The organism is Streptomyces sp. Act143 (genome assembly GCF_003143935.1).
Lineage (GTDB): Bacteria > Actinomycetota > Actinomycetes > Streptomycetales > Streptomycetaceae > Streptomyces.
Window position 1 is genome coordinate 1,498,991 of record NZ_QFRX01000001.1, and the last position, 26,397, is coordinate 1,525,387.

At 72.5% G+C, this 26,397-nt stretch carries 25 protein-coding genes; 15 read left to right on the plus strand and 10 right to left on the minus strand.

What is annotated here, in order from left to right:
- Positions 1-29 precede the first annotated feature (29 nt).
- Positions 30-689, plus strand: a complete 660-nt coding sequence (locus DI272_RS06655) for a DUF1326 domain-containing protein (RefSeq protein ID WP_109494324.1) — start codon at positions 30-32, stop codon at positions 687-689.
- Positions 690-1,086: 397 nt separating this feature from the next.
- Here DI272_RS06655 and DI272_RS06660 read toward each other — a convergent pair whose 3' ends face one another.
- Positions 1,087-1,830 (minus strand): class I SAM-dependent methyltransferase, encoded by a 744-nt coding sequence (locus tag DI272_RS06660; RefSeq protein ID WP_109494326.1) that lies wholly within the window; start codon positions 1,828-1,830, stop codon positions 1,087-1,089.
- Positions 1,831-2,028: 198 nt separating this feature from the next.
- Here DI272_RS06660 and DI272_RS06665 point away from each other — a divergent pair, with 198 nt between their 5' ends.
- Positions 2,029-2,946 carry an NADP-dependent oxidoreductase gene (locus DI272_RS06665; protein WP_109494328.1) on the plus strand — a complete coding sequence of 306 codons (918 nt, stop codon included), beginning with the start codon at positions 2,029-2,031 and terminating at the stop codon, positions 2,944-2,946.
- Positions 2,947-2,967: 21 nt separating this feature from the next.
- Here the strand turns inward: DI272_RS06665 and DI272_RS06670 are convergent, their stop codons facing one another.
- Positions 2,968-4,347 (minus strand): glycoside hydrolase family 43 protein, encoded by a 1,380-nt coding sequence (locus DI272_RS06670; protein WP_109494330.1) that lies wholly within the window; start codon positions 4,345-4,347, stop codon positions 2,968-2,970.
- A 247-nt stretch (positions 4,348-4,594) separates the two neighbouring features.
- Between DI272_RS06670 and DI272_RS06675 the strand changes: the two genes are divergently transcribed.
- The 4 genes from DI272_RS06675 (at position 4,595) to DI272_RS06690 (ending at position 8,722) form a co-directional block, all read left to right on the plus strand.
- Positions 4,595-6,019 carry an amidase gene (locus tag DI272_RS06675; RefSeq protein WP_109494332.1) on the plus strand — a complete coding sequence of 475 codons (1,425 nt, stop codon included), beginning with the start codon at positions 4,595-4,597 and terminating at the stop codon, positions 6,017-6,019.
- Between the two features lie 26 nt (positions 6,020-6,045).
- On the plus strand, positions 6,046-6,264 hold the full coding sequence (locus DI272_RS06680; protein ID WP_258314481.1) for a hypothetical protein: 219 nt from the start codon (positions 6,046-6,048) through the stop codon (positions 6,262-6,264).
- Between the two features lie 133 nt (positions 6,265-6,397).
- The gene (locus DI272_RS06685; RefSeq protein WP_109494333.1) at positions 6,398-7,879 is read left to right on the plus strand and encodes a flotillin family protein; all 1,482 of its coding nucleotides are present in this window, start codon (positions 6,398-6,400) and stop codon (positions 7,877-7,879) included.
- Between the two features lie 399 nt (positions 7,880-8,278).
- Positions 8,279-8,722 (plus strand): type II toxin-antitoxin system PemK/MazF family toxin, encoded by a 444-nt coding sequence (locus tag DI272_RS06690; RefSeq protein ID WP_109494335.1) that lies wholly within the window; start codon positions 8,279-8,281, stop codon positions 8,720-8,722.
- Here the strand turns inward: DI272_RS06690 and DI272_RS06695 are convergent.
- On the minus strand, positions 8,707-9,522 hold the full coding sequence (locus DI272_RS06695) for a TIGR02452 family protein (protein WP_181387108.1): 816 nt from the start codon (positions 9,520-9,522) through the stop codon (positions 8,707-8,709). The genes DI272_RS06690 and DI272_RS06695 overlap by 16 nt on opposite strands.
- A gap of 277 nt (positions 9,523-9,799) precedes the next feature.
- On the opposite strand from DI272_RS06695, the gene egtA reads away from it, so the two are divergent.
- From egtA to DI272_RS06720, 5 genes are read left to right on the plus strand one after another with little or no spacing between them, the layout of a single operon-like run.
- Entirely contained in the window at positions 9,800-11,122 is a 1,323-nt protein-coding gene (gene egtA / locus DI272_RS06700; protein WP_109494337.1) for an ergothioneine biosynthesis glutamate--cysteine ligase EgtA, read from the plus strand.
- Positions 11,122-12,441: an ergothioneine biosynthesis protein EgtB gene (egtB, locus tag DI272_RS06705; RefSeq protein ID WP_109494338.1), complete on the plus strand. Its 1,320-nt coding sequence runs from the start codon at positions 11,122-11,124 to the stop codon at positions 12,439-12,441. The genes egtA and egtB overlap by 1 nt, the downstream gene beginning before the upstream one ends.
- Positions 12,441-13,220: an ergothioneine biosynthesis protein EgtC gene (egtC, locus tag DI272_RS06710; protein ID WP_109494340.1), complete on the plus strand. Its 780-nt coding sequence runs from the start codon at positions 12,441-12,443 to the stop codon at positions 13,218-13,220. The genes egtB and egtC overlap by 1 nt, the downstream gene beginning before the upstream one ends.
- Positions 13,217-14,179: an L-histidine N(alpha)-methyltransferase gene (egtD, locus tag DI272_RS06715; RefSeq protein ID WP_109494342.1), complete on the plus strand. Its 963-nt coding sequence runs from the start codon at positions 13,217-13,219 to the stop codon at positions 14,177-14,179. Before egtC ends, egtD begins: the two co-directional genes overlap by 4 nt.
- A gap of 43 nt (positions 14,180-14,222) precedes the next feature.
- The gene (locus DI272_RS06720; protein WP_109494344.1) at positions 14,223-14,438 is read left to right on the plus strand and encodes a dodecin; all 216 of its coding nucleotides are present in this window, start codon (positions 14,223-14,225) and stop codon (positions 14,436-14,438) included.
- 10 nt (positions 14,439-14,448) lie between these two features.
- On the opposite strand, the gene DI272_RS06725 is transcribed toward DI272_RS06720, so the two are convergent.
- Positions 14,449-14,940, minus strand: a complete 492-nt coding sequence (locus DI272_RS06725) for a hypothetical protein (protein ID WP_109494346.1) — start codon at positions 14,938-14,940, stop codon at positions 14,449-14,451.
- A gap of 91 nt (positions 14,941-15,031) precedes the next feature.
- On the opposite strand from DI272_RS06725, the gene rpmF reads away from it, so the two are divergent.
- The 4 genes from rpmF to DI272_RS06745 are packed head-to-tail and all read left to right on the plus strand — an operon-like array spanning position 15,032 to position 19,771.
- Entirely contained in the window at positions 15,032-15,202 is a 171-nt protein-coding gene (gene rpmF / locus DI272_RS06730; RefSeq protein WP_097271518.1) for a 50S ribosomal protein L32, read from the plus strand.
- Positions 15,203-15,208: 6 nt separating this feature from the next.
- The gene (locus DI272_RS06735) at positions 15,209-16,381 is read left to right on the plus strand and encodes a GTP-binding protein (RefSeq protein ID WP_109494348.1); all 1,173 of its coding nucleotides are present in this window, start codon (positions 15,209-15,211) and stop codon (positions 16,379-16,381) included.
- 49 nt (positions 16,382-16,430) lie between these two features.
- On the plus strand, positions 16,431-17,429 hold the full coding sequence (locus DI272_RS06740) for an LLM class flavin-dependent oxidoreductase (protein WP_109494350.1): 999 nt from the start codon (positions 16,431-16,433) through the stop codon (positions 17,427-17,429).
- Positions 17,430-17,440: 11 nt separating this feature from the next.
- Positions 17,441-19,771: an excinuclease ABC subunit UvrA gene (locus tag DI272_RS06745; RefSeq protein WP_109494351.1), complete on the plus strand. Its 2,331-nt coding sequence runs from the start codon at positions 17,441-17,443 to the stop codon at positions 19,769-19,771.
- A 16-nt stretch (positions 19,772-19,787) separates the two neighbouring features.
- Here DI272_RS06745 and DI272_RS06750 read toward each other — a convergent pair whose 3' ends face one another.
- The 6 genes from DI272_RS06750 to DI272_RS06775 form a co-directional block, all read right to left on the minus strand.
- Positions 19,788-20,453 (minus strand): SDR family NAD(P)-dependent oxidoreductase, encoded by a 666-nt coding sequence (locus DI272_RS06750; RefSeq protein WP_109494353.1) that lies wholly within the window; start codon positions 20,451-20,453, stop codon positions 19,788-19,790.
- Between the two features lie 244 nt (positions 20,454-20,697).
- Complete coding sequence (locus tag DI272_RS06755) at positions 20,698-21,507, minus strand: 1-acyl-sn-glycerol-3-phosphate acyltransferase (protein ID WP_109494355.1); 810 nt, start codon at positions 21,505-21,507, stop codon at positions 20,698-20,700.
- A complete protein-coding gene (locus DI272_RS06760; protein ID WP_109494357.1) occupies positions 21,507-22,274 on the minus strand; it encodes a GNAT family N-acetyltransferase in 768 nt (255 codons plus the stop codon). Before DI272_RS06760 ends, DI272_RS06755 begins: the two co-directional genes overlap by 1 nt.
- A gap of 158 nt (positions 22,275-22,432) precedes the next feature.
- Entirely contained in the window at positions 22,433-23,458 is a 1,026-nt protein-coding gene (locus tag DI272_RS06765) for a hypothetical protein (RefSeq protein ID WP_109494359.1), read from the minus strand.
- Between the two features lie 239 nt (positions 23,459-23,697).
- Entirely contained in the window at positions 23,698-24,447 is a 750-nt protein-coding gene (locus tag DI272_RS06770) for a succinate dehydrogenase/fumarate reductase iron-sulfur subunit (protein WP_109494361.1), read from the minus strand.
- Positions 24,444-26,396 carry a fumarate reductase/succinate dehydrogenase flavoprotein subunit gene (locus DI272_RS06775; RefSeq protein WP_109494363.1) on the minus strand — a complete coding sequence of 651 codons (1,953 nt, stop codon included), beginning with the start codon at positions 26,394-26,396 and terminating at the stop codon, positions 24,444-24,446. Before DI272_RS06775 ends, DI272_RS06770 begins: the two co-directional genes overlap by 4 nt.
- Position 26,397 lies beyond the last annotated feature (1 nt).

The window sequence follows — 26,397 nt, forward strand, 5'->3', positions numbered from 1 at the left end:
CTCGGGAGGAGGGAGAGGAGGGAAGCGAGATGACGGAACAAACCACCACCACCGCGACCCGCTGGCATCTGGCCGGCGACTGGTTCGACGTGTGCAAATGCGCCATCCCCTGCCCGTGCACGTTCGCGCAGCCGCCGACCTACGGGGACTGCGAGGGCGTCCTGGTCTGGCACATCCGGGAGGGCCGCTACGGCGACGTCCGGCTGGACGGCCTCAACGTGCTGATGCTCGGCTCGTTCACGGGCAACGTCTGGGCGGGCGAGCACAGCGCCCCGTACGCCGCGGTGTTCCTCGACGAACGCGCCGACGAACAGCAGCGGGGTGCCCTCGGCGCCGTCTTCGGCGGTGAGGCGGGCGGCTGGCCGGCCCGGTTCGGGGAGATGTTCCACCCCGAGATGCGCGGCATGGACGTCGCTCCCGTCCACGTCGAGATCGACGAGGACCTCGCGACCTGGCGGGCCGAGGTGCCCGGCCGGGTGACGGCGGCCGCCGAGGCGCTCACCGGACCGACCACCGCCGAGGGCGGTCGCGTCCAGGTCCACAACGCTCCGGGTGCCGAGGTCGGACCGGGTCAGATCGCGACGTGGGGCCGGGCCACCGTGGACCGCGCCAACGCGTTCGGCTTCTCCTGGGACCGCTCCGGCAAGTCGAGCAAGCACTTCCCCTTCGACTGGAGCGGCCCCGACTGAGTCGCCTGCGCGGTCCCGGGGGCGGGTTCCGCCGAGCCACGCCCTCCCCCCTCCCGCCGTCGCCTCTCCGGGGCCCCGCATGCCCAGCCTGCCCCGTGCGCCCCGTCCTCCCCTCCCCTGAGACCCCGAGGGGCGGGGAGTGGCGGGCGCGGAATGACCACGCGTGCGGGACGGCGGACCGGAGCCGCGGTGCTGGGCCTGGTGGTGGCCCTGGCCACGCCGAGCTGCACGATCTGGTGGCCGAGGTGGTACGCATCTCCCGGAGGCACCCGGACGACTATCTGCGGCGTCGGATCGAGGTCCGGGTCGGGGAGTAGGGAGCATCCCGGTGCAGCCCCCACTCCGTGAGCATCCCGGCGCGACCCCCACTCCGTGAGCATCCCGGTGCAGCCCCCGCTCAGGCCCGGCAGCGCAGCATCACCAGCGGCGGGTGGGCGAGCAGGTCCGCCCAGAACTCCTCGCCGAACTCACTGATGCCGGCCTCCGACACGCTCAGCGGCACCCATTCGATCTCGCCGAACCCGGCCGCCCGCAGCGACTCCTCGTAGACCTCGCGGCGCGGGACCGTGCCAAGGATGCTGATCGGCTGCGGTTCGAGGAGCGCGGTGACCCGGCATCGCGGACCGGCCTCCGCCGCCTCGCCGGTCGGCTCGCAGCGGAAGCCGTACGTGTCGAGGGACTCGCAGTCGAACCGGTAGTCGGGCCGCTGGCAGAGCACGAAGAACTCGCCGCCCGGTACCAGGTGCCGGTGGACGTTGCGGCACATCTGCTCCAACTCCGCAATGCTCTCGGCATAGTTGAGGCATTGGACGCCCAGCGCGACGTCGAACCGCCGCCCCAGGGGCCGTAGTCGGGCCACGTCACCGACCTCGTAGCGCACGCCGAGCGGCTCGCGGCGCTCCCTGTCCTCGGCGACGGCGATCATCTCGCCGGAGATGTCGACACCGAGGACGTCCGTGGCACCGCGCCGCTTGAACTCCCTGCTGTAGAAGCCGGTGCCGCACGCCAGATCCAGAACGGACCTGCCGCGCACGTCCCCGACCAGCCCCAGGAAGCTGGGCACTTCGCCGAACCGGATCAGGGGCAGCGCCTTGAACCCCTCGAACGCCTCGCCGATCACGTCGTACTGCTGAACACCCATGCGTCTCCCCCATCCGTTGCGTTCGTCCGTACGCGGCAGCGAGTCTCCCCTCGCCCGGCTCGGTGTCCGTACTGGCAGATGCCACGAAGAAGTCGACCGGTCACGCTCGTATCAACCAACCCGTCCGGGAACAGAACGCCCCCTGGGCGCAGTTGAAGGCGAGGTCCTGCCCGAACTCCGAAGTGCGGTGGTCAAGCGATGAAGGCGGTACGGTTCCACGAGTACGGCGAGATCGACGTGCTCCGGGTCGAGGACGTGCCGCGCCCGTCACCCGGCCCCGGTCAGGTGCTCGTCGAGGTGCGCGCGGCCGGCATCCAGCCCGGTGAGGTGATGATCCGCAGGGGCGCGCGGCACGGCCGCTGGCCGGCGACGTTCCCTTCCGGGCAGGGCAGCGATCTGGCCGGCGTCGTGGTGGACCTGGGTCCCGAGGTGCGGGGTTTCGCGATCGGTGACGAGGTGCTGGGGTTCACCCACAACCGCGCGAGCCACGCGGAGTTCGTGGTGGTCGACGACGTGAACCTGGTCTCCCGTCCGCAGGGACTGCCCTGGGAGGTCGCCGGTTCGCTGTATGTGGCGGGTACGACCGCGTACGCCACCGTGTTCGCGGTGGACCCCGGCCCCGGGGACACGGTCGTGGTGTCCGGCGCGGCCGGCGGCGTCGGCTCCTTGGCTGTGCAGCTCGCGCGGCGGCGCGGCGCGACGGTGATCGGACTCGCGAGCGAGCGCAACCACGGCTGGCTCAAGGAGCGCGGGATCGTCCCGGTCGGGTACGGCGACGGTGTGGCCGAGCGGATCCGGCGGGCCGCCGACGGGTCCGTCGACGCCTTCATCGACACGTTCGGCGACGGATATGTGGACCTGGCGGTGGAGTTGGGGGTGCGACCCGAGCGGATCAACACGATCCGCGACTGGCGGGCCGCGGCCGAGGTCGGTGCGCGGACCTATGGTGAGGGCTCTGCGGCCTGCGCGGTCGTCATCGGTGAACTGGCCCGTCTCGCCGCCCGCGGCGAGCTGGAGGTGCCGATCGCCCGCACCTACCCGTTGGAGCAGGTGCGGGACGCGTTCCGGGAGCTGGAACGGGGGCACACGCACGGCAAGATCGTGCTGCGGCCGTAGCCGCCGCACCGCCGTCGGCGATCAGGCCCAGGCGGTGACCGGGGTGAAGGAGCTGTCCTGGCGGAAGAGCGCGGTGCCGTCCGAACGCTCCACCCGGAGCTGGTAGTTGTAGTGGCGCAGGTAGTAGCCGGGGTAGTTGTACGACTCGAAGCGGATCGAGCCGGTCGCCGTGCCCGTGCGGGCGATGAACGTGGCGTCCTTGGCGAAGGTGGAGGTGCCGTCGTTGGCGTCGAAGCGGCCGCGGAAGTCCCAGTGGCGCAGGTAGTTGCCGGAGGAGTCACGGAAGGAGCAGCCGCTCGCGTCGGCCAGCCCCGCGACGACGGTGAAGGTGGACGCCGTCTTCTCGGCCGAGGTGCTGGAGCTGGTCACCACCGGCAGGTTGAGCAGGGAGGACTGCGTCTGCCAGTAGCGGGTGGTGTAGTTGGCCGACTGGAAGGAGCGCGTGACGTTCTTCGCGAGTGCCGGGCCGCCCGAGACGGTCTCCTTGATGACCGTGAAGTGCCGTGCGGTGCCGGAGATCGCGGGCAGGGCCGTGGGCGCGGACCAGGTGGCGAAGGTGTCGTAGCTGTCGCTGTAGTAGTAGTTGCCGTCGCCGTAGCCGTCGAAGAACAGGCGCCAGGCGCCGTTGTCGAGCTGTACCAGCGCCGGGCCCTCGCGGTAGCTGCCCCAGCCCGCCCAGTCGCCGGTCCTGGAGATCGTGTAGGGCCCGGCCGGCGACGAAGCGGTGCCGTACTCGATGTACTTGGTCGTCTCGTTCTTGGTGAAGGCGTGGTAGGTCGAGCCGATCCGCACGATGAACGTGTCGATGTGGTTGGCACCGATACCAGACAGGGCCACCGGTGAACTCCACGCCGTGAGGGCGGAGTTGGTCGCCTTCAGCAGATACGGCGTGAAGATCCACTCGTCGCTGGTGAGCGAGCAGGACACGATGACGTAGACGCTGCCGTCGCTGTCGACGAACCACTCCGGCGCCCAGGCCCGGGAGAGGTTGGCGATCGGGACCGTGTAGTCGTACAGGAAGGTCCAGTTGACCCGGTCGGAACTGCGGGCGAAGCCGATCGTGGTGCTGACGTCCTGCCAGGTGTGCGTGGTGTAGGTGATGTAGTAGTAGCCGTCGGTGTGCTTGAAGACGCTGGCGTCGCGGATTCTGTTGCTGGGCGGTGTGTACGCGGACGCCTTGACGAGCCGGAAGTCGGTGGCGTCGTCGGACTGGTAGACGTTCACCGTCCCGTCGTTGCTGTTGAGGAACGGCACGATCGTGTAGCGGGTGGCGGAGCCGCTCGGCGGGGCGGCGGCGAGGGCCGTGCCGGGCAACTCGCCCAGCAGGACGGCCGAGGCGGGCAGGGCCGCCATGGCGCGCAGCAGGGTACGGCGTGACGGCATGGGGGGATGAGTGGTCACGGGCGGCTCTCTCCAGGACAGGAACGCGGCTCAGGCGTCCGGGATACCGAACAAGGTTCGGAAAGTCGATCAGAAGGTAGGGGTGAGGCCTTGGCGCGTCAATGGTTTGCGCAAGACCTGACGAGCCCTGTGGGGCAGCTGTGGCGCCGGCCGAACCGCCGCCCGGGTCCGGGCCGTTCCGTAGAAGCGCTTTCCGACGTTACCGTTCGGTAGGCAACGTCCCGGAAGGCGCCCGGAGGTGTCCCGTATGACGCACGACCGTTCCGCGGGCCTGCGGGAGACCGCCCGCGCGCTGGCCGACGGCAGCCTCACCTCACGCGCGCTCGTCGAACGGACCCTGGCACGGATCGAGGCGGCCCAGGGCACCCTCAACGCCTTCCGGATCGTCCGCGCCGAGGCGGCGCTCGCCGAGGCCGACGCCGCCGACGAGGCGCTCGCGGCCGGGGTGCGCAAGCCGCTGCTCGGGGTGCCGGTGGCCGTGAAGGACGACATGGACGTGGCGGGCGAGCCCACCGCGTTCGGCTGCCGCGGCGAGTTCCCGCCGGCCGCCGAGGACGGCGAGGCCGTACGGCGGCTGCGGGCCGCCGGGGCCGTGGTCGTCGGCAAGACCAACACCTGCGAGTTCGGGCAATGGCCCTTCACCGAGGGGCCCGCCTTCGGGGCGACGCGCAACCCGTGGAGCGCGGACCACACACCGGGCGGCTCGTCGGGCGGCTCGGCCGCCGCCGTCGCCGCGGGCCTCGTACCGGCCGCGCTCGGCTCCGACGGCGCCGGGTCGGTGCGCATCCCGGCCTCCTGGACCCACCTGGTCGGCATCAAGCCGCAGCGGGGCCGCATCTCCACCTGGCCGCGCGGCGAGTCCTTCCAGGGCATCACCGTCAACGGCACCCTGGCCCGCACCGTCGCCGACGCCGCTCTCCTGCTGGACGCGGCGAGCGGCAACCACGCCCTCGACCCGCACCGCCCGCCGTCCGTGAACGCCTCCGAGGCCGCCGGACGCGACCCCGGCCGGCTGCGCATCGCCCTCGCCCTGAAGCCGCCGTTCACCGCGCTGCCCGCCCGGCTCCACCCGGCGGTACGGGCGAAGGTCGTCCAACTGGCCGAGCGGCTGGCCGCGTTGGGGCACACGGTGGAGGAGGCCGACCTCCCGTACGGCCAGATCGGCCTCACCTTCATCCCGCGCGCCACGGTCGGCCTGGCGGAGCACGTCGGCGAGGCACCCTTCCCCGCCCTGCTCGACCGGCGCACCCGGGACGCCGCCCGGCTGGGCCGGCTGCTCGGCGGGGCGCCGCTGCGGGTGGCACGGCGCGCGGAGGCGGTCCTGCACCGCCGTATCGGCGCGTTCTTCACCTCGTACGACGTCGTCCTCGCGCCCACCACGGCGGCTCCCCCGCCCCGCGTCGGCTCGATGCTCGACCTCGGCGGCCTCGCCACCGACCGCGCGATGATCGCCGCCTGCCCCTACGCCTGGCCCTGGAACGTGCTCGGCTGGCCCGGCGTCAACGTCCCGGCGGGCTTCGTGGCCGGCGGTCTGCCGGTGGGGGCGCAGTTGCTCGGGCCCGCGCACAGCGAACCGCTGCTCATCTCCCTCGCGGCGCAGTTGGAGGCGGAGCTGCGCTGGCACGAGGCATGGCCGCCGCTGCGCGCCGCCTCCGATTCACCGGCCGCCTGACCGGGCCGGGACCGTACCCTGTGACCATGGACGATGCGTCGATGGTCGGGCTCATGGGGCGGGTCACCGGAACGGTCGGGCCCGGGCTCGTGGGTGAGGTGATCGTCCGCGTGCGCGGCGGCGCCGAGCACTTCCTCGCCTATCCGGCCACCGGCAGCGACCGCATCGAGCGGGGCACGGTCGTCATGGTGGTGGAGTACCAGGCGCCGAGAACGGTCTACGTGCAGGCGGCGTACGACAGTTGAGCAGGCCTTGCCGCAGGTGAGAGCCGTTTGCGTCAAGGTTGCGACAAGAAGGCGTCAGGGTCTGTACCAGGGCTGCGCCGAGGCGCACACTCCCTTCGTTCGGTGCCGAGAGGGCACCATGCAAAGGGGGCGAATGCCGATGGTCATCGGCGTCGTTGCGGGGATCGCGGTAGGTGCCGTCCTCGTGGTGATCGGTGTGTTCAAGATGATGTGGCGGGTGGCCGAGCCCAACGAGGCGCTCATCATCTCGGGTTCCAAGCACAAGACCGAAGGCCTTGAGGAGGGCATGGGGTTCCGTATCGTCACGGGGCGCGGCACGCTGGTGCTGCCCGGGGTGCAGGCGGTGCGCAAGCTGTCCCTCGACCTCAACGAGACCGAGCTGCACGTGGATTGCGTGACCCACCAGGGCATCCCGCTCAAGGTGCGCGGTGTCGTCATCTTCAAGGTGGGCGACGACTTCGTGTCGATCGCGAACGCGGGGCGCCGCTTCCTCGACCAGCAGAAGCTGATGTCGGAGCGGGTGCACAACGTCTTCGCCGGTCATCTGCGGTCCATCGTGGGCGGGTTGACGGTCGAGGACATGATCCGGGACCGGGAGAAGCTCACCGGGCAGACGCGGGCCGCGTGCGGCACCGAGATGGAGAAGCTGGGGCTGATCGTGGACTCGCTGCAGATCCACGAGATCGAGGACCCGACCGGGTACATCCAGAACCTGGCCGCCCCGCACGCGGCGGCCGTCCAGCGGGACGCGCGGATCGCGCAGGCCGAGGCGAACCGGCTGGCCACCGAGGCCGAGCAGCAGTCGTTCGCGCGGATGGCCGAGGCCACCCGGGACAGCGAGATCCTCCAGGCCGGATACCAGGCCGAGCGCGACAAGGCCGCCGCCAAGGCCCAGCAGGCCGGACCGCTCGCCGACGCCGCCGCCCGGCAGGAGGTCGTCGTGCAGATGACCCGGGTCGCCGAACTGGAGGCGCAACGGACCGAGCAGCAGCTCCAGGCGGACGTGCGCAAACCGGCGGACGCGAAGGCGTACGAGAAGCGCACGCTGGCCGAGGCCGAGCGTGACGCCCGCATCTCGGCGGCCCAGGCGAAGGCCAAGGAGACCGAGCTGGCCGCGGCGGCCGAGGCCACCCGGGTCAAGACGGCCGCGGGCGCCGAGGCGGAGGCGACCAAGGCGCGCGGTACGGCAACGGCCGCCGCGACCCGGGCCACCGGTGAGGCCGAGGCCGCCGCGGCCCAGGCCAAGGGTCTGGCGCAGGCCGAGGCGACCAAGGCCAAGGGGCTCGCCGAGGCGGAGGCCATCAAGGCCCGCGCCGCCGCCCTCGCCGAGAACCAGGAGGCCGTGGTCGCCCAGCAACTCGCCGAGAACTGGCCGGAGATCGTGCAGGCGGGCGCGTCCGCGTTCGGGAACGTCGACAACATGGTGGTGCTCAACGGCGCCGACGGCATGGCGGACATGTTCGCCAAGGCGCTCACGATGGGCGGCACCGGTCTGGGCCTGGCCCGCCAGCTGCTCGCGTCGATGAACCAGAACGGCCAGACACCGCCCGGCACTTCCCCGAACGGCCTCACGCCACAGCCACCGGCGCAGAAGGTGCCCGTGGAGGAGAACTAGGTCCGTTCGTTCGGCGGATCAGGTCGCGGGAAAGCCGCGGTGGCCGATGTGCCCCGCGTACGCGGCCTGTTCCGCCGCTCAGCCGACGGGGCCGCTGCGGAGCAGACGAGTGACCAGGGGGCGAGGGTCACGCAAGCGGCGGAGCGTGTTGCGGCATCTGTCCAGGGCGCAGGGCAGGGGGAGGATCGGCAGGTGCTCGACCGGTTCCGAGGAGGCACTCCGCCGTATGTCCGCGCGGTTCGCCATGGATCTCGACCGGACGGCTGGACCCAGGTACCGCCGACGCTGTTCACCCGCGAGGAACTGCGCGGGCTCAGTGTCCAGTACCTGCGGGAACAGGAGTCGGGTGCCGCACACCTGCCGGTGGGCCTCGTGAGGCCGCACCCTACGCTGAGACGCGTGACTGATCTCACCGCTGACGTCCCCGGCCGCTTCGGCCCCACCGCGACCACCGAGGCCGACCCCCGCGAGGTGGGCCGGGTCCGCACCGAGTACTCGCCCGCGCACGACGGCGACCCCGACCCCGGGGAGATCGTGTGGACCTGGGTGCCCTTCGAGGAGAACGACGGCCGCGGCAAGGACCGCCCCGTCCTGGTGGTGGCGAGGGAGGCCGCCGGGACGTTCCTCGCCGTGCAGCTGTCCAGCAAGCGGCATGACGGGGACCGCGAATGGGTCGCGATCGGCAGCGGCCCCTGGGACGCGTCGGGCCGCGACTCCTGGGTGGACGTGGACCGCATCCTGCGCCTGCACGAGGACGGCATGCGCCGCGAGGCCTGCGCCCTGGACCGCGGCCGGTTCAACCTGGTCAGGCAGCGGCTGCACGAGCGCTACGGCTGGACCTGAAAGACCTTCTCGAACGCGCCTCGCACGGCGCCGGCGGGTGTCCGGTCGAGGACCCCGAAGACGATGTGCTCGAAGGCCGTGCCGAACCGGCCTCCGGGGCGCAGCAGGGCGTCGAAGGCACCCGCCACCTGCGCCGGGTCGTTCTGGAACACCCCGCACCCCCAAGCCCCGAGCACCAACCGCCGGTACCCCTCGGCCGCCGCCACCTCCAGCACCCGTTCGGCGCGCGCGGCCAGGGCCCGCGGCAGCTCGCCGGCCCGCTCCGGCGTCGTACGGCGTACGACGCCCGCGTTGGGTGCGGCGGCCGTCAGGAAGCCGCACAGGTACGGCTCGTCCAGCAGCCGGCCGCGGTCGTCGCGGAAGACGGGGACACCCGGTGAGTGGATGACCCGGTCCGTGTAGAACGGGTCGCGGTGGGCCCGGTGATGGCCGTAGAAGTCCGGGGCCTCCCGCACGCAGGTGTACAGCGCCGAGGCCCGGCACAGGGCCTCCTCCTGGGCCTGGGCGCCGTTGAGATAGCCGCCGCCGGGGTTGCGGGCCGAGGCGAAGTTCAGGACGGCCGGGTTCCCGCCCAGTCGGCGCGCGGCCTCCAGACTGCTCTCGCCGGTGACCTCCACGACCGTGCGCGCCGGTTCCCAGGGCGGCACGGCGACCGGCTCCGGGCCGAACATCCGCGTCCCGGCCCGCGCGGCGCTGGTCGGCGCCGCGACGGACACCTCGCGACCGTCGGGGAGGCGGTAGAAACCCGCCGCGACGATCTGCTCGGTCTGCTGGGCGATCCCCCGCAGGCGCGCGCTCAAGGCGCCACCCCCGTGGACGCCTCGATCGCGCGCCGCGCGCGCTCCCCCGTCGTGCTCATGAAGGCATCCTGGGCGATGCTGGTCATACGGTGCAACGGAGTTTCCCGGCCTCGAGAACACCCAGGAAACACTCAGGAAACGGAGATCGTCGGACCCGATTGCGGCAAAGTGCACCCTTGTGCGAATCGCTTCGAGGGTTTTGGGTGGGACGAGCGATGCCGGTCCGGCCAACATCATCCGGGCCGGCGGCATGGTGGAATCTCAGGAGGATCCCGACATGTCCGATTCAGTGACCGACTGCGGCGACTGTACGGAGCCCCGCACCGCTCTGTCCGCCGCCGAGGTGGAGGCCCTGGTCAGGGGCATCTGCTTCAAGACCGGGCCGCCCCGCACCGTGGGGGTCGAGGTGGAATGGCTCGTCCACGAGCTGCGGACACCGCAGCTCCCCGTCACACCCGAACGACTCGAAGCGGCCTATGCCGCACTGCGGACCGTGCCCCTGAACTCGGCGCTCACCGTCGAGCCCGGCGGCCAGCTGGAGCTCAGCTCGCCGCCCGCCGCCTCCCTCATGGAGTGCGTAGGCACCGTCTCCGCCGACCTCGACGCCGTCCGCGCGACGCTCGCCGGGCACGGTCTCGGCCTCGTCGGCGTCGGCCACGATCCCTGGCACTCGCCCCGCAGGTATCTCCACGAACCCCGCTACGACGCCATGGAGACGTGCCTGGACCGCACCGGTCCGGCCGGCCGCGCCATGATGTGCACCTCCGCGTCCGTGCAGGTCTGCCTGGACGCCGGGCACGAGGAACCGGGCCCGCTCGGGCACGGCCGGCGCTGGTGGCTGGCGCACCACCTGGGCGCGGTCCTGGTCGCCGCGTTCGCCAACTCCCCGCTGGCCGGCCGCGAACCCACCGGCTGGCTCTCCACCCGGCAGCTGCTGTGGACGGAGATCGGCGCGGGCCGGGCGGGCGCGCCCCCGCTGGACGGCGACCCCCGCACCACCTGGGCGCGGCATGTGCTCGACGCCCCGGTGATGTGCATACGGCAGGACGAGGGGGCCTGGGACGTCCCGGACGGCATGACCTTCCGGGAGTGGACCCGCTCCGGCGTCCCGAGGCCGCCCACCCGCGCGGACCTCGACTACCACCTGACCACCCTCTTCCCGCCGGTCAGACCGCGCGGCCACCTCGAGATGCGCATGATGGACGCGCAGCCCGGCGAGGACGGCTGGATCGTGCCGCTCGCGGTGACGACGGCACTGTTCGACGACCCCGAGGCCGCCGAGACCGCCTACCGCGCTGTGAAGCCGCTGGCGGAGCGGACGATGGGGCTGCCCGCCCCGCACAACCCGCTGTGGCTGGACGCGGCGCGCACCGGGCTCGCCGACCCTGAGCTGCACGAGGTGGCCGTCCAGTGCTTCACGGCCGCCGCGGACGCCCTGCCGAGGCTCGGCGCCGCCGCCGAGGTGACGGGCGCCGTCGCGGCGTACCTGGAGCGGTACGTCCTCAGGGGCCGCTGCCCCGCCGACGATCTGCTGGACCGGCTGCGCGCCGGGGACCTGGTGCATGGTGCGGGCCTGCCGCACGGGAAGGAAGCCCGCTGATGACCGACGAGACCCTCGACGCCGAGACGCTGCGGACCCGGGCGCTGACCACGCTCACCACCGCCCGCGACCGCACGACGCTGCTGACCAGCTGCGTGGACGACCCCGACCTGACCGCCCAGCACTCCCCGCTGATGTCCCCGCTGGTGTGGGACCTCGCCCACATCGGTAACCAGGAGGAGCTGTGGCTGCTGCGGGCGGTCGCGGGCCGGGAGGCGATGCGCCCGGAGATCGACGGCCTGTACGACGCCTTCGAGCACCCGCGCTCCGAGCGGCCCAAGCTGCCGCTGCTGCCGCCCGCCGAGGCCCGGCAGTACGCGGCGGAGGTGCGCGGCAGGGTGCTGGACCTGCTGGAGTCGACCGCCTTCCACGGCACCCGGCTCACCGAGGCGGGTTTCGCCTTCGGGATGATCGCCCAGCACGAACAGCAGCACGACGAGACGATGCTGATCACCCATCAGCTCCGCAAGGGCCCGCAGGCCCTGACCGCCCCCGACCCGGACCCGGCGCCGCTGTTCACCGGCCCGGCCGAAGTCCTGGTCCCCGGCGGCCCGTTCATGATGGGCACCTCCACCGAGCCGTGGGCGCTGGACAACGAACGCCCGGCGCACCGGCGCGAGGTGGCGCCGTTCTGGATCGACACCGCTCCGGTCACCAACGAGGCGTACCAGGAGTTCATCGAGGACGGCGGCTACCGGGTCGACCGGTGGTGGTCACCGGCCGGCTGGGCGCACATCCGGGAGCACTCGATCGACGCCCCGCTGTTCTGGCGCCGGGACGGCGACCAGTGGCTGCGCCGGCGCTTCGGTGTCACCGAGGTCGTGCCGCCGGACGAGCCGGTGGTGCACGTGAGTTGGTACGAGGCCGACGCCTACGCCCGCTGGGCCGGGCGCCGGCTGCCCACGGAGGCCGAGTGGGAGAAGGCCGCCCGCCACGACCCCACCACGGACCGTTCGATGCGCTACCCGTGGGGCGACGCCGACCCGGGCCCCGAGCACGCCAACCTCGGCCAGCGGCATCTGCGCCCGGCCCCGGCGGGCAGCTACCCGGAGGGCGAGTCCCCGCTGGGCGTGCGCCAGTTGATCGGCGACGTGTGGGAGTGGACGGCGAGCGACTTCCTGCCCTACCCCGGGTTCCGGGCGTTCCCGTACAAGGAGTACTCGGAGGTGTTCTTCGGCCCCGAATACAAGGTGCTGCGCGGCGGTTCGTTCGCCGTGGACGAGGTGGCCTGCCGGGGCACGTTCCGCAACTGGGACTACCCGATCCGGCGGCAGATCTTCTCCGGCTTCCGCACCGCCCGGTCCGCGGAGGGCGTCTGATGTGCCGTCACCTGGCCTATCTGGGCCCCGAGGAGCCGCTCGGCAGACTCCTGGTGGCGCCCCCGCACAGTCTGTACCGGCAGTCGTGGGCGCCCCGGCGCCAGCGGCACGGCACCGTCAACGCCGATGGTTTCGGGGTCGGTTGGTACGCGCCGGGCGACCCGGTTCCGGCCCGTTACCGCCGGGCGGGGCCGATCTGGGCGGACCAGTCCTTCGCCGACCTGGCGAGAGTGGTCCGCACCGGCGCCCTCCTCGCCGCCGTCCGGGACGCGACGCTGTCCGGCGCGGACGCCGAGGCCGCGGCGGCACCCTTCGCAAGCGGGCCGTGGCTGTTCAGCCACAACGGCGCCGTCCAGGGCTGGCCCCGCTCGCTGGCACCGTTGACGGAGACTCTTCCGGCAGCGGATCTGCTGGCGATGGAGGCCCGCAACGACTCGGCGTTCGTGTGGGCGCTGGTCCTCGCCCGGCTCCGGGCCGGCGACGAGGAGGGACAGGCGCTGGCCGACACGGTCCTGGAGGTCGCCGAGGCGGCCCCCGGGTCCCGGCTGAACCTGCTGCTCACCAACGGCGAGTCCATCGCCGCGACCGCCTGGGGCGACACCCTCTGGTACCTGGCCAGCCCCGGCCGCAGCACGGTCGTGGCCTCCGAGCCCTACGACGACGATCCGCACTGGCAGGAGGTCCCCGACCGCACCCTGCTCGCGGCCAGCGGCACGGACGTGCTGCTCACCCCGCTCAAGGAACCGTCCACGGAACCACCGAAGGAGCCCCGCACGTGAGCCCGTTCCTTCTCACCCGCACCCTGCCCGAGGACGCCACCGAGGCCGCCCTGCGCGCCGACGTCCTGCACGGCCTGACCCGCACCCCGAAGACGCTGCCGCCGAAGTGGTTCTACGACGCCCACGGCAGCGAACTCTTCGACCGGATCACCGAGTTGGAGGAGTACTACCCCACCCGCGCCGAACGCGAGATCCTCGTCGCCCGCGCCCCCGAGATCGCCGCGGCGACCGGCGCCCGCACCCTGGTCGAGCTGGGCTCGGGCTCCTCGGAGAAGACGCGGTACATCATCGACGCGCTCACGGAGCTGCACACGTACGTCCCGGTCGACGTCAGCGAGAGCGCGCTCACCCAGGCCGGTCAGGCGCTCATCGCCGAGCGGCCGTCCCTGAGCGTGCACGCCCTGATCGCCGACTTCACCGCCGAGCTGACGCTGCCCGAGACGCCGGGCCCGCGGCTGCTGGCCTTCCTCGGCGGCACGATCGGCAACCTGCTGCCGGCCGAGCGGGCGGCGTTCCTGGCCTCGGTGCGCGCCCTGCTCTCCCCCGGCGACGCCCTGCTGCTCGGCACGGACCTCGTCAAGGACGAGAAGGTGCTGGTCAGGGCGTACGACGACGAGGCCGGTGTGACGGCCGCGTTCAACAAGAACGTCCTGGCCGTCGTCGACCGGGAGCTCGGCGCCGACTTCGATCCCGCCGCCTTCGACCACGTGGCGCTGTGGGACGCGGAGCACGAGTGGATCGAGATGCGGCTGCGTTCGCGTGTCGCGCAGACGGTGAAGATCCCCGCCCTGGACCTCGCCGTGGACTTCGCGGCGGGCGAGGAGCTGCGCACGGAGATCTCGGCGAAGTTCCGGAAGGAGGGAGTGCGGGCCGAACTGTCCGCCGTGGGCCTTGAATTGTCCCACTGGTGGACGGACGAGGCGGGCCGTTTCGCGCTGTCGCTGAGCCGGGTGCGGTGACGGACGGCTCGCGCGCGGCCGTCGCCTGAGGCACGGTGGTTCCATGACGAATCACACCTATCGGGTGACCGAGATCGTCGGCACCTCGCCCGACGGCGTCGACCAGGCGATCCGCAACGGTATCGACCGCGCCTCGCAGACCCTGCGCAATCTCGACTGGTTCGAGGTGACGCAGGTGCGGGGCCAGATCGAGGACGGTCAGGTCGCGCACTGGCAGGTGGGCCTGAAGGTCGGCTTCCGCCTGGAGGAGTCGGACTGACCGTCCGCCCTCAGGTCCGCCCCTCCCGTTCCTGCGCGTTCTCCAGCGCGGCGGAGGGGGCGGCCCAGCGGGCCCGTACGACCGTGAAACCGGCCTGCTCGGCGTCCTCGCAGACGAGTTCGTCGTCGTCCACCAGCACCCTGATCTCGCGGGTGCGGGCGAGGCGGCGGAGGATCTCCAGCTTGGTGCGCCGGGCGGGCCTGCGGTCGTTGTCCCGCCGCATGTGGACGGCCCCCTCGGGCAGCCCCTGCGCGGCGAGCCAGTCCAGGGTGGCCGGCCGGCAGCGCTCGGGCCGGCCGGTGAGGTAGACGACGTCGCACTCCTCGGCGTTCCGCAGGACCAGGGCGATGCCCTGCGGGATCGGCGGGTCGGCGGGCGCGGCGGCGAAGAAGCCGTCCCAGTCACGTGGCTTCCGCTCCAGGAAGTGCTGCCGGTGGGCGGTGTCCGCGAGGGTGTTGTCGAGGTCGAACACGGCGAGCGGGCGGGTGCGGGGATCGGTCACCCCTCCACCTTAGCCAGCCAGACAATTGCTCATGGGAACCATTTTCATATAGCGTCCTCGGTGCCCACCGCTCCACCGAGGAGGTTCTGTCATGGCTGTCCCCAAGCGGAAGATGTCCCGCAGCAACACCCGCCACCGCCGCGCGCAGTGGAAGGCGGCCACGCCGTCGCTGGTGCCCGTCACCATCGACGGGGTGCGTCACCTCGTACCCCAGAACCTGGTCAAGGCGTACGAGCGCGGCCTGCTGCGCCCGGAGGGCTGAGCCCGCATGCCGTCGCACGACCGTCTGCCGGTCACCGTGCTCTCCGGGTTTCTCGGCGCGGGCAAGACCACGCTGCTCAACCACGTCCTGGCCAACCGCGAGGGCCTGCGGGTCGCCGTGATCGTCAACGACATGAGCGAGGTCAACATCGACGCCGCGCTGGTGCGGGGCGGCCAGGCCGCGCTGTCGCGCACCGAGGAACGCCTGGTCGAGATGACCAACGGCTGCATCTGCTGCACGCTCCGCGACGACCTGCTGGAGGAGGTCGACCGGCTGGCCCGGGAGGGCCGGTTCGACCACCTGCTCATCGAGTCGTCGGGCATCTCCGAACCGCTGCCCGTCGCGGCCACCTTCGCCTTTGCCCGCGACGACGGGGCCACGCTCGGGGACGTCGCCCGGCTGGACACCATGGTCACGGTCGTGGACGCGGTCAACTTCCTGCCCGAGCTGGACAGCGGCGACGAACTCGCCGCGCGCGGACTGGCCCCGTTCGAGGACGACGAGCGCACGGTCAGCGATCTGCTCGTCGACCAGGTCGAGTTCGCGGACGTCATCGTGCTCAACAAGCTCGACCTGGTGGACGGGGACGCCGCGGACCGGCTGCGGGCGGCGCTGCGCCGCCTCAACCCCGTCGCCCGGATCGTCGACGCCCGCCAAGCACGGGTGGACCTCCGCCAGGTCCTGGGCACCGGCCTGTTCGACCTCGACCGCGCGCAGCAGGCGCCGGGCTGGGTCCAGGAACTCAACGGCGAGCACGTCCCCGAGACCGAGGAGTACGGCGTCTCCTCCACCGTCTTCCGTGCCGAACTGCCCTTCCACCCGCAGCGGTTGTGGACGTTCGTCACCCGGGACCTGGACGGCGGCGGGTACGGGCGGATCCTGCGCTCGAAGGGCTTCTTCACCCTCGCGACCCGTCCGCTGGTGACGGGCCTGTGGTCCCAGGCCGGCTCGGTGGCCCGGTTCGAGCCGTCGGCGGCACGTGACGACGAGGCGCCGTACGCGCAGGAGCTGGTCTTCATCGGAACACGGCTGGAGCCGGAGCGGTTGCGCGAGGCGCTCACGGCCTGCCTGATGGCGCCGGGCGAGCGCCTGCCTGCCGAGGACCCCTTCCCGGCCTGGGACACCTACGGCCTCGACGAGGCGTGCGACCACGAGGAACACGCCGTGGCCGTCCACTGACGCCGGGTGACACCGGGAATACCGGGCCGGGCGGGGCGTTGCACTCCGTGTGAGCTCCGTGATCGCCGCGACCCGCTTCTCCGTCCTCGACCGTTCCCGCACCCGCGAGGGGCACTCGAACGCCGAGGCGCTGCGCGACACCGTGCGCTTCGCGCAGCAGTTGGAGGAGCTGGGCTATCACCGGTTCTGGGTGTCGGAACACCATGGCGTCCCCGGTGTCGCCGGTTCCGCGCCGACGGTCCTGGCGGCCGCCGTCGCGGGCGCGACCCGGCGCATCCGGGTCGGCACGGGCGGTGTGATGCTGCCCAACCACCGCCCCCTGGTCGTGGCCGAGCAGTTCGGCGTGCTGGAGTCCCTCTTCCCGGGGCGCATCGACATGGGGCTCGGCCGCTCGGTCGGCTTCACCGACGGCGTGCGCAAGGCGCTGGGCCGCGGCAAGGACGACGCCGACGACTTCGCCGCCCAGCTCGACGAACTGCTCGGCTGGTTCGCCGGCACGTCCCCCACGGGGGTCCACGCCCGCCCCGCCGAGGGTCTGACCGTCCCGCCCTTCGTCCTCGCGCTGGGCGAGGGCGCCGCCATCGCCGCCCGAGCGGGCCTGCCGATGGTCATCGGCGACCTCAGGAACCGCGAGAAGATGCGCCACGGCATCGACCACTACCGCGCCCACTTCCGCCCCTCCCCCTGGGCGAGTGAGCCGTACGTCGTCATCTCCGGGACGATCGCCGTGGCCGCGACCCCCGAGGAGGCCCGCCGCCTCCTGGTCCCGGAGGCCTGGTCGATGGCCCACTCCCGCACCCGCGGCACCTTCCCCCCGCTGCCGCCCGCCGACCGCGTCGTCTCCCTCCCGATGACCCCGAAGGAGCGCGGCTTCTACGAGTCCGGGCTCACCGGCCACATCGCGGGCACCGAGGACCAGGTCGCACACGAACTGGAGACGGTCCTGAAGGAGACGGGCGCTCAGGAGGTCCTGGTCACGACCAGCACGTACGACCGTGACGCGCTGCTGGACTCCTACCGACGGCTGGCCTCGATCACCTCGGACTAGAGTTCCCCCTCATGCACACCCCACATGACCCGTATGTCCGTGTCCGTGGCGCCCGGGAGCACAACCTCAAGAACGTCGACGTCGACATCCCCCGGGACGTGCTCGCCGTGTTCACCGGGGTGTCCGGGTCCGGGAAGTCGTCGCTGGCGTTCGGGACCGTGTACGCGGAGGCGCAGCGCCGGTACTTCGAGTCGGTGGCACCCTACGCGCGCCGCCTGATCCACCAGGTCGGGGCGCCGAAGGTCGGGGAGATCACCGGGTTGCCGCCCGCCGTCTCGCTGGAGCAGCGGCGGGCCGCGCCGACCTCCCGGTCGTCGGTCGGGACGGTCACCAGTCTTTCGAACTCGCTGCGGATGCTGTTCTCGCGGGCCGGGACCTACCCGCCGGGGGCGGCGCGGCTCGATTCGGACGCCTTCTCGCCCAACACCGCCGCCGGGGCCTGTCCGGAGTGCCACGGGCTGGGGCAAGTGCACCGCACCAGCGAGGAGTTGCTGGTGCCGGATGCCTCGCTGTCGATCCGGGACGGTGCGATCGCCGCGTGGCCCGGGGCCTGGCAGGGCAAGAACCTGCGCGACATCCTCGACGCCCTCGGGTACGACGTGGACCGGCCCTGGCGCGAACTCCCCGCCGAGCAGCGGGAGTGGATCCTGTTCACGGACGAGCAGCCGGTCGTCACCGTGCACCCGGTACGGGACGCCGACCGCATCCAACGGCCCTACCAGGGCACGTACATGAGCGCGCACCGGTATGTCATGAAGACCTTCTCGGACTCCAGGAGCCCGGCCCTGCGGGCGAAGGCCGAGCGGTTCCTGAGCAGTGCGCCCTGTCCGGCGTGCGGCGGCAGCCGGCTGCGTCCGGAGGCCCTGGCGGTGACCTTCGCGGGGCACACCATCGCCGAGCTGGCCGGGCTCCCGTTGGCCGACCTGGCCGGACACCTCGTCGCGGACGGCGAGACCGCCCGCGTCCTCACCGACGACCTCGGGTCCCGGATCGCGCCCGTCCTCGAACTCGGCCTCGGCTACCTCAGCCTCGACCGGCCCACCCCCACCCTCTCGGCGGGCGAGCTGCAACGCCTGCGCCTGGCCACCCAGTTGCGCTCGGGCCTGTTCGGTGTGGTGTACGTCCTCGACGAACCCTCCGCCGGACTGCACCCCGCCGACACGGAGGCCCTGCTCACCGTCCTGGACCGGCTGAAGGCCGCGGGCAACTCGGTGTTCGTGGTGGAGCACCACCTCGATGTCGTGCGGGGCGCCGACTGGCTGGTGGACGTGGGGCCGCTCGCCGGTGAGCACGGCGGCCGGGTGCTGCACAGCGGCCCGGTGGCGGAGCTGGCCTCGGTCGAGGAGTCGGCCACCGCCCGGTACCTCTTCGACCGCTCCCCCGCCCCCGCCCGCGATGTGCGCGCCCCCAGGGGGCAGTTGAAGGTCGGCCCGGTCACCCGGCACAACCTGCGGGCCGTGACGGCGGAGTTCCCGCTCGGCGTTCTCACCGCCGTGACCGGTGTGTCGGGTTCGGGGAAGTCCACGCTCATCGGCGAGATCACGGAGGACCTCGCCGGGGTGGGCCGGCTGGTCGCGGTCGACCAGCGGCCGATCGGCCGCACCCCGCGCTCCAACCTCGCCACCTACACCGGCCTCTTCGACGTCGTCCGCAAGGAGTTCGCGGGCACCGAGGACGCCCGTCGGCGCGGCTTCGGCGTGGGCCGGTTCTCCTTCAACGTCAGCGGCGGGCGCTGCGAGACCTGCCAGGGTGAGGGGTTCGTCAGCGTGGAGCTGCTGTTCCTGCCGAGCACCTACGCCCCGTGCCCGGACTGCGGCGGCGCCCGCTACAACCCGCAGACCCTCGAAGTGACGTACCGGGGACGGAACGTCGCGCAGGTGCTGGACCTCACGGTGGAGTCCGCGGCGGACTTCTTCGCGGACACCCCGGCCGTGGCGCGCAGCCTGCGGACGCTGCTCGACGTGGGCCTGGGCTATCTGCGCCTCGGCCAGCCCGCCACCGAACTCTCCGGTGGCGAGGCACAGCGCATCAAGCTCGCGAGCGAACTCCAGCGCGGTCGCCGCGGCCACACCCTCTACCTCCTCGACGAGCCCACCACCGGCCTCCACCCCGCCGATGTCGAGGTCCTGATGCGCCAGTTGCACGGTCTCGTGGACGGCGGGCACACGGTCGTCGTGGTCGAGCACGACATGGCGGTGGTGGCGGGCGCCGACTGGGTGATCGACCTGGGGCCGGGCGGCGGCGACCAGGGCGGGCGGATCGTCGCGGCCGGGCCTCCGGCCGAGGTGGCACGCGCGGAGGGCGGCGCCACGGCGGCCCATCTGGCGCGCGTCCTGGGCTGAACTCCCCTCTCGGGTGTCAGGGTTGGGTGCCCGGCTGCTCCGTCAGCACCGCGTACGCCTCGCCGCCGGCCTGGTACAGCTCCCAGAGCCGGTCGGCGACCCGGTCCGGCTCGTGGCGGCCGACGACCACGAGGTGGGCGACGCGCAGCGGGGTGCCGGCGAGGGCCCGCGACAGCGCGGCGTACGTCCGCCGGGCGGGCCCGGCGATCGCGGTCGCCGCACGATCGGGGTGCGGGTGCTCCACTGCGTCGCCGGAGAGGAACAGCAGGGTGCCGCGGCCGGCGGCCCGCATGGCGGGCAGCACGGTCGCTGCGGCGGCCTCGGCACCGGCGACGTCGAGGGCCGGCGCCCGGTCCGGATCGGCGGCGCCGGTCCCCGGCAGCGGCTTGATCAGGCCGACGTCAGGCAACGCGCTGAAGCACAACACCTCTGCGGGGCCCTGCCGTTCGGCGAGCACCGCCAGGGCCCGCGCGAGGTCGGCGGGGTCGCTCGCGTCGGCCGGGTACGACTCCGTCGCGATGCCCTCCGCGGCCAGGTCCAGGGTGAGCGCGGCGAGCCGGGCGGGGTCGGGGGCGACGAGTCCTACGGGATGCCCGGCGCGGGCGAAGCGCCGGGCCACCGCGGCGCCGACCCCGGGACCGGCGCCGACGACATGGACCGGTCCGGGGCGTGCACTTCTCATGTCCCCTCCCTCGGCGGCGGGGTCGCCTGCCAGGCCCGCCGGCACAGGCGTGGTTGCGGAGGAAGGGTCTCAGGGTGGTCCGCCGGTGTCGACCGGTCGGCGATGCTCACCCGTCCTACGCCAGAGGATGGGTCTCAGGGTGGTCCGCCGGTGTCGACCGGTCGGCGATGCTCACCCGTCCTACGCCAGAGGATGGGTCTCAGGGCGGTTCGCGGGTGTCGACCGGTCGGCGATGCCCCCGCTCCTACGCCACCGGCGTCGGGTGGGCCCGTCCCGGTGGGTGCGTCGCGCCGGGCTGCGCGGCCCGGGCGAGCGAGCGCCGGTCGGGATGGCTGCCGTACGGTATGGCCTCCCGTATCTCCACCTCCGCCACCAGCCCGCGCGCCGACACCACCCGCCACAGCGAGGCGAACAGCGTGTCCTCGCCGACGAACGCGGGCGCGGTACTGGCCGCACCGCCGTCCGAGCGGTAGCGCAGGTGCACCGGTTGGACCGGCACCCCCGCATCCAGGGCGGCCTGGAAGGCGGCCCGGCGGAAAGTGCCCTGGGCGCGCCCGCACCACGTGCTGCCCTCGGGGAAGACGCCGACCGCCTGTCCGGCGCGCAGCGCGCGGGCGATGCGGTCGACCGTGTCCGGGAGGGCGCGCAGCCGGTCGCGGTCGAGGAACAGCACCCCTCCCCTGGCGGCGAGGGTGCCCGCCACCGGCCACTGCCGGATCTCGGCCTTGGCGACCATGCGGGCCGGACGCACCGCCCCGAGCAGCGGGATGTCCAGCCAGGAGATGTGGTTGGCGACCAGCAGGGTGCCGCCGGTCGGCGCGGCGGCACCGGTGACCCGCACCCGCACCCCCGCGGCCCGCACGATCCACCGGCACCACCGCCGCACCACCTCGGCGGGGAGTCTTCCGCCGAGCGGCAGCAGCGCGACCCCGGCGAGCACCAGGACGACGACCGCCGTCAGCCGCAGCACGGCACGAGGTACCGCCGTGCCGGACCCGGAAGGCTCCACGCACGACCCTGGGGTGCAGGGCGCGCTGGGCAGCCAGACGCTCATCAGGCCGGTACGAGGGAGAGGAAGTGCCGCAGATAGCGCGGGTTGACCCGGCGCATCGACAGCAGCACGTACAGGTCGGCGACGCCGAAGTCCGGGTCGTGGGCGGGTTCCCCGCAGACCCAGGCGCCGAGCCGGAGGTAGCCGCGCAGGAGGGCGGGGAGTTCGGTGCGGGCGCCGCCCACCGCTCCCGGGAGCCACGGCAGCAGCGGTCGTACCCGGTACTCCTCCGGCGCCAGGTGCTTGGCCCGCACCCGGTCCCAGGTCGCGGCGGCCAGCGTGCCGCCGTCGGCGAGCGGGATGGAGCAGCAGCCGGCCAGCCACTCGTGGCCGCGGTCGGTCATGTAGCGGGCGATGCCGGCCCAGATGAGGCCGATGACGGCGCCGTCCCGGTGGTCGGGGTGCACGCAGGAGCGGCCGACCTCGACGAGTCCGGGGCGCAGGGAGTCGAGCGGGGTGAGGTCGAACTCGCCCTCCGAGTACAGACGTCCGGCGACCGCGGCCCGCTCGGGCGGCAGCAGCCGGTAGGTGCCGACGACCTGTCCGGTCGCGGTGTCGGTGACGAGCAGGTGGTCGCAGAAGGCGTCGAAGGCGTCGACGTCGTGTCCCGGCTGCGGGCTCGCGAGCAGGGCGCCCATCTCGCCGGCGAACACGTCGTGCCGCAGCCGTTGGGCGGCGCGCACGTCGGCCTCGTCGCGAGCGAGGGTGACGGTGTAGCGAGCGGGGGCGGCGGCGAGGGGCGGGGAGGCCGGAGCGGATACGGCGGTCATGGCTCACTCCAGGTCACGGGCCGGTTCGGCCTGAGGGGGAAGAACAGGCCGGGCGGGTGCGGCCTGCGCGTACCTGTTCTTCCGATGCCGTCTGGCCGGGGCGTGACCGGGGGCGGTTGCCGGGATGTGCGGTTGTTGAACGCCGTGGTCCGTGTCCGTCACGTGGCCGGGACGCAACCTCCCAGCCAGTAGCGCGTCTCCGCCTCGTCGAGGACGCGCTCCAGGACGAGGTCCCCGGTCATGTTCGGGAAGAACCGGCCCGAGGGCCAGCTGCGTTCGTAGGCCGGCGGGTCCAGGACGAGCAGGCGTACGCCGTCGACGAGCGGGATGTCGGCGGGGGTGCCCTCGTTCCACACCCATTCCCCGCCGGGCGTCATGAGGTTGAAGGAGCCGACGGTGTGCACCTGACCGGGGGCGTCCCGGCAGACCGCGGCCTCCTGCGGGGACGGGGCCCGGCCGGGCACGTGACCGCCGCCGACCAGGATGTCCGCGAGAAGGGTGTGCAGCTGGAAGTTGTCGCCTATGCCGCGCAGGCGCATCCGGTAGCCGGTGCCCGACGGGCGGTGCAGGACGACCAGCGGTTCGTCGTCGAGGACGAGCAGCGCGTACTTCAGGCCCTTGAACTGGTGCCCGGTCGTCTCCTCCACGGCCGTGACCGCCCGCACCAACCGGGCGCGCAGGGAGGCGTCCAGCGCGGTGCGCACGGCGGGGTCGTTGAGCAGGGCGAGGCAGGCCATCTCGAACTGGGGCAACGACAGCCAGGCCAGGGCCGCTTCGGGGCCCACCCGTTCGAAGATCGCCGGGTGCGCGTCGCTGTCGTCGGGGTGGGGGTGGTCGCCGCCGCCGGTCTCCTGCCAGCGTTCGCAGAACTCCCCGATCTCGGCGAGGGTTTCGGCCAGCTCCACGAAGACGTGCGGTGCGCAGGGCCGTGGGTCGGCGCCGCGCTCCACGCACGCGCCGACGATCACCGCCACGATGCCGCGCGGTCCGGGCGGCACCTCGGGCAGCAGCGCGGCGAGCCGCGGGGCGGCCTGCGCGATCTCGTGCGGGCCCGCCTCGCCGAGGCTGCGGTGCATGTCCTGGAACGCGCGCTCGGCCCCGTCCGGGTCCTGGCCGCGCACCGCGGTCTCGAATCCGGTGACGGCGTCGAGGAACCGCTCCCCCGTCTGACTTCCGAAGATCATGCGCACAGGCTATCGAGGCCGGGAGAGCGAGACGGGGCCGGGGAGCACCACTCCCGGCCCCGCCCGTCCGCACCCTGTCGGCGAACGTCCTTGTGCCGCCTGTCTCTTGGCGACCTTCCGCGGGCTCCGCAGGTCTCCCTCTTGGCGACCTTCCGCGGGCTCCGCAGGTCTCCCTCTTGGCGACCTTGCGCCGGCTCCGCAGGTCTCCCTCTTGGCGACCTTGCGCCGGCTCCGCAGGTCTACCTCTTGGCGACCTTGCGCGTGGCCCGCAGCCACTCCTTGTTCATGCTCGTGATGGACACCAGCGAAATGCCCTTCGGGCAGGCCGTCGCGCACTCGCCCGTCAACGTGCAGCCGCCGAAGCCCTCTTCGTCCATCTGCGCCACCATGTCCAGCACCCGCGTCTCCCGCTCGGGCGCCCCCTGCGGCAGCACGTTGAGGTGGTTGACCTTGGCCGAGGTGAACAACATCGCCGCGCCGTTGGGGCAGGCCGCGACGCACGCCCCGCACCCGATGCACTCGGCGTGCTCGAAGGCGAGGTCGGCGTCCGGCTTGGGCACGGGCGTGGCATGCGCCTCCGGCGCGGCGCCGGTCGGCGCGGTGATGTAGCCGCCGGCCTGGATGATCCGGTCGAAGGCCGACCGGTCCACGACCAGGTCCTTGATCACGGGGAACGCGGCGGCCCGCCACGGCTCGATGTCGATGGTGTCGCCGTCCTCGAAGGACCGCATGTGCAGCTGGCAGGTGGTGGTGCGCTCGGGTCCGTGCGCGTCGCCGTTGATGACCAGGCTGCACGCGCCGCAGATGCCCTCGCGGCAGTCGTGGTCGAAGGCCACGGGGTCCTCACCGCGCAGGATGAGTTCCTCGTTGAGCGTGTCGAGCATCTCCAGGAAGGACATGTCGGAGGAGATGCCGTCCACCTCGTACGTGGACATGGCGCCGTCGGCGTCGGCGTTCTTCTGCCGCCAGACGCGCAGGGTGAGCTTCATGCGTAGCTCCGCTGGGTGGGGTGGACGTACTCGAAGACCAGGTCTTCCTTGTGCAGGGTGGGGGCGGCGCCGGTGCCGGTGAACTCCCAGGCGGCCGCGTAGGCGAACTCGTCGTCCCTGCGGGCCGCTTCGCCGTCCGGGGTCTGGGACTCCTCGCGGAAGTGGCCGCCGCAGGACTCGGCGCGGTGCAGCGCGTCGAGGCACATGAGCTCGGCGAGCTCCAGGTAGTCGACGATCCGGTTGGCCTTCTCCAGCGACTGGTTGAACTCCTCGCCGGTGCCGGGGACCTTGATGCGCCGCCAGAACTCCTCGCGGATCTGCGGGATGCGTTCCAGGGCCTTGCGCAGTCCGGAGTCGGTGCGGGCCATGCCGCAGAACTCCCACATCAGTTCGCCGACTTCGCGGTGGAAGGAGTCGGGCGTGCGGTCGCCGTCGACGGAGAGGAGCCGGTTGATCCGGTCCTCGGTCTCCGCCAGCACCTCCTGGACGGCGGGGTGTTCGCGGGTCACCTCGCCCTGGTTCGGGTTGCGGGCGAGATAGTCGTTGATGGTGGCCGGGAGGACGAAGTAGCCGTCGGCGAGGCCCTGCATCAGCGCCGAGGCGCCCAGCCGGTTCGCGCCGTGGTCGGAGAAGTTGGCCTCGCCGATCGCGAACAGGCCGGGGACGGTGGTCTGGAGGTCGTAGTCGACCCAGAGCCCGCCCATCGTGTAGTGGACGGCCGGGTAGATCCGCATCGGGACCGTGTACGGGTCCTCGTCGGTGATCCGGGCGTACATGTCGAAGAGGTTGCCGTACTTGGCCTCGACCGCCTTGCGGCCCATGCGCTTGATGGCGTCGGCGAAGTCGAGGTAGACGCCCTGCCCGCCGGGGCCGACCCCGCGTCCCTCGTCGCAGACGTTCTTCGCGGCGCGGGAGGCGATGTCGCGGGGGACGAGGTTGCCGAAGGAGGGGTAGATGCGCTCCAGGTAGTAGTCGCGCTCGTCCTCGGGGATCTTGTTCGGCGGCCGGTCGTCGCCCTTGGCCTTCGGCACCCAGATGCGGCCGTCGTTGCGCAGCGACTCGCTCATCAGCGTCAGCTTGGACTGGTGGTCGCCGGTGCGCGGGATGCAGGTGGGGTGGATCTGGGTGAAGCAGGGGTTGGCGAACCAGGCGCCGCGCCGGTGGGCCCGCCAGATGGCGGTGGCATTGGAGTTCATGGCGTTCGTCGACAGGTAGAAGACGTTGCCGTAGCCGCCGCTCGCCAGGACGACGGCGTCCGCGAAGTAGGTGGAGATCTTCCCGGTGATCAGGTCCCGCGCCACGATCCCGCGCGCCCGCCCGTCGACGACGATCAGGTCGAGCATCTCGGTCCGCGGGTGCATCTCCACGTTGCCCGCGGCGATCTGCCGGCTGAGGGCCTGGTAAGCGCCGAGCAGCAGCTGCTGACCCGTCTGGCCGCGGGCGTAGAAGGTCCGTGAGACCTGCACACCGCCGAAGGAGCGGGTGTCGAGCAGTCCGCCGTACTCCCGGGCGAACGGCACGCCCTGGGCGACGCACTGGTCGATGATCTCGACGGAGATCTGCGCGAGCCGGTGCACGTTGGACTCCCGGGCCCGGAAGTCGCCGCCCTTGACGGTGTCGTAGAACAGCCGGTGGACGGAGTCGCCGTCGTTGCGGTAGTTCTTCGCCGCGTTGATGCCTCCTTGCGCGGCGATGGAGTGGGCGCGTCGCGGGGAGTCCTGGTAGCAGAACTGGACGACGTGGTAGCCCTGTTCGGCGAGGGTGGCTCCGGCGGAGCCGCCGGCGAGTCCCGTGCCGACCACGATCACGGTGTGCTTGCGCCGGTTGGCGGGGTTGACCAGCTTGGCCTCGAAACGGCGCTTGTCCCAGCGCTCGTTGACGGGGCCGGACGGGGCCTTGGTGTCGACGACCGGCTCACCGGTCGCGTAATCGGCGTATGCAGCGCTCATG

Excerpts from the sequence above, each read along its gene's own strand:
- DI272_RS06680 (WP_258314481.1), top strand. The coding sequence starts at position 6,046 with ATGGACGATGCGTCGATGGTCGGGCTCATGGGGCGGGTCACCGGAACG.
- DI272_RS06770 (WP_109494361.1), bottom strand. The coding sequence starts at position 24,447 with ATGAAGCTCACCCTGCGCGTCTGGCGGCAGAAGAACGCCGACGCCGAC.
- DI272_RS06760 (WP_109494357.1), bottom strand. The coding sequence starts at position 22,274 with ATGACCGCCGTATCCGCTCCGGCCTCCCCGCCCCTCGCCGCCGCCCCC.
- DI272_RS06675 (WP_109494332.1), top strand. The coding sequence starts at position 4,595 with ATGACGCACGACCGTTCCGCGGGCCTGCGGGAGACCGCCCGCGCGCTG.
- DI272_RS06750 (WP_109494353.1), bottom strand. The coding sequence starts at position 20,453 with ATGAGAAGTGCACGCCCCGGACCGGTCCATGTCGTCGGCGCCGGTCCC.
- DI272_RS06685 (WP_109494333.1), top strand. The coding sequence starts at position 6,398 with ATGCCGATGGTCATCGGCGTCGTTGCGGGGATCGCGGTAGGTGCCGTC.
- DI272_RS06755 (WP_109494355.1), bottom strand. The coding sequence starts at position 21,507 with ATGAGCGTCTGGCTGCCCAGCGCGCCCTGCACCCCAGGGTCGTGCGTG.
- egtA (WP_109494337.1), top strand. The coding sequence starts at position 9,800 with ATGTCCGATTCAGTGACCGACTGCGGCGACTGTACGGAGCCCCGCACC.
- egtB (WP_109494338.1), top strand. The coding sequence starts at position 11,122 with ATGACCGACGAGACCCTCGACGCCGAGACGCTGCGGACCCGGGCGCTG.
- DI272_RS06655 (WP_109494324.1), top strand. The coding sequence starts at position 30 with ATGACGGAACAAACCACCACCACCGCGACCCGCTGGCATCTGGCCGGC.
- DI272_RS06765 (WP_109494359.1), bottom strand. The coding sequence starts at position 23,458 with ATGATCTTCGGAAGTCAGACGGGGGAGCGGTTCCTCGACGCCGTCACC.
- DI272_RS06720 (WP_109494344.1), top strand. The coding sequence starts at position 14,223 with ATGACGAATCACACCTATCGGGTGACCGAGATCGTCGGCACCTCGCCC.
- rpmF (WP_097271518.1), top strand. The coding sequence starts at position 15,032 with ATGGCTGTCCCCAAGCGGAAGATGTCCCGCAGCAACACCCGCCACCGC.
- DI272_RS06735 (WP_109494348.1), top strand. The coding sequence starts at position 15,209 with ATGCCGTCGCACGACCGTCTGCCGGTCACCGTGCTCTCCGGGTTTCTC.
- DI272_RS06660 (WP_109494326.1), bottom strand. The coding sequence starts at position 1,830 with ATGGGTGTTCAGCAGTACGACGTGATCGGCGAGGCGTTCGAGGGGTTC.
- DI272_RS06745 (WP_109494351.1), top strand. The coding sequence starts at position 17,441 with ATGCACACCCCACATGACCCGTATGTCCGTGTCCGTGGCGCCCGGGAG.
- egtC (WP_109494340.1), top strand. The coding sequence starts at position 12,441 with ATGTGCCGTCACCTGGCCTATCTGGGCCCCGAGGAGCCGCTCGGCAGA.
- DI272_RS06775 (WP_109494363.1), bottom strand. The coding sequence starts at position 26,396 with ATGAGCGCTGCATACGCCGATTACGCGACCGGTGAGCCGGTCGTCGAC.
- DI272_RS06665 (WP_109494328.1), top strand. The coding sequence starts at position 2,029 with ATGAAGGCGGTACGGTTCCACGAGTACGGCGAGATCGACGTGCTCCGG.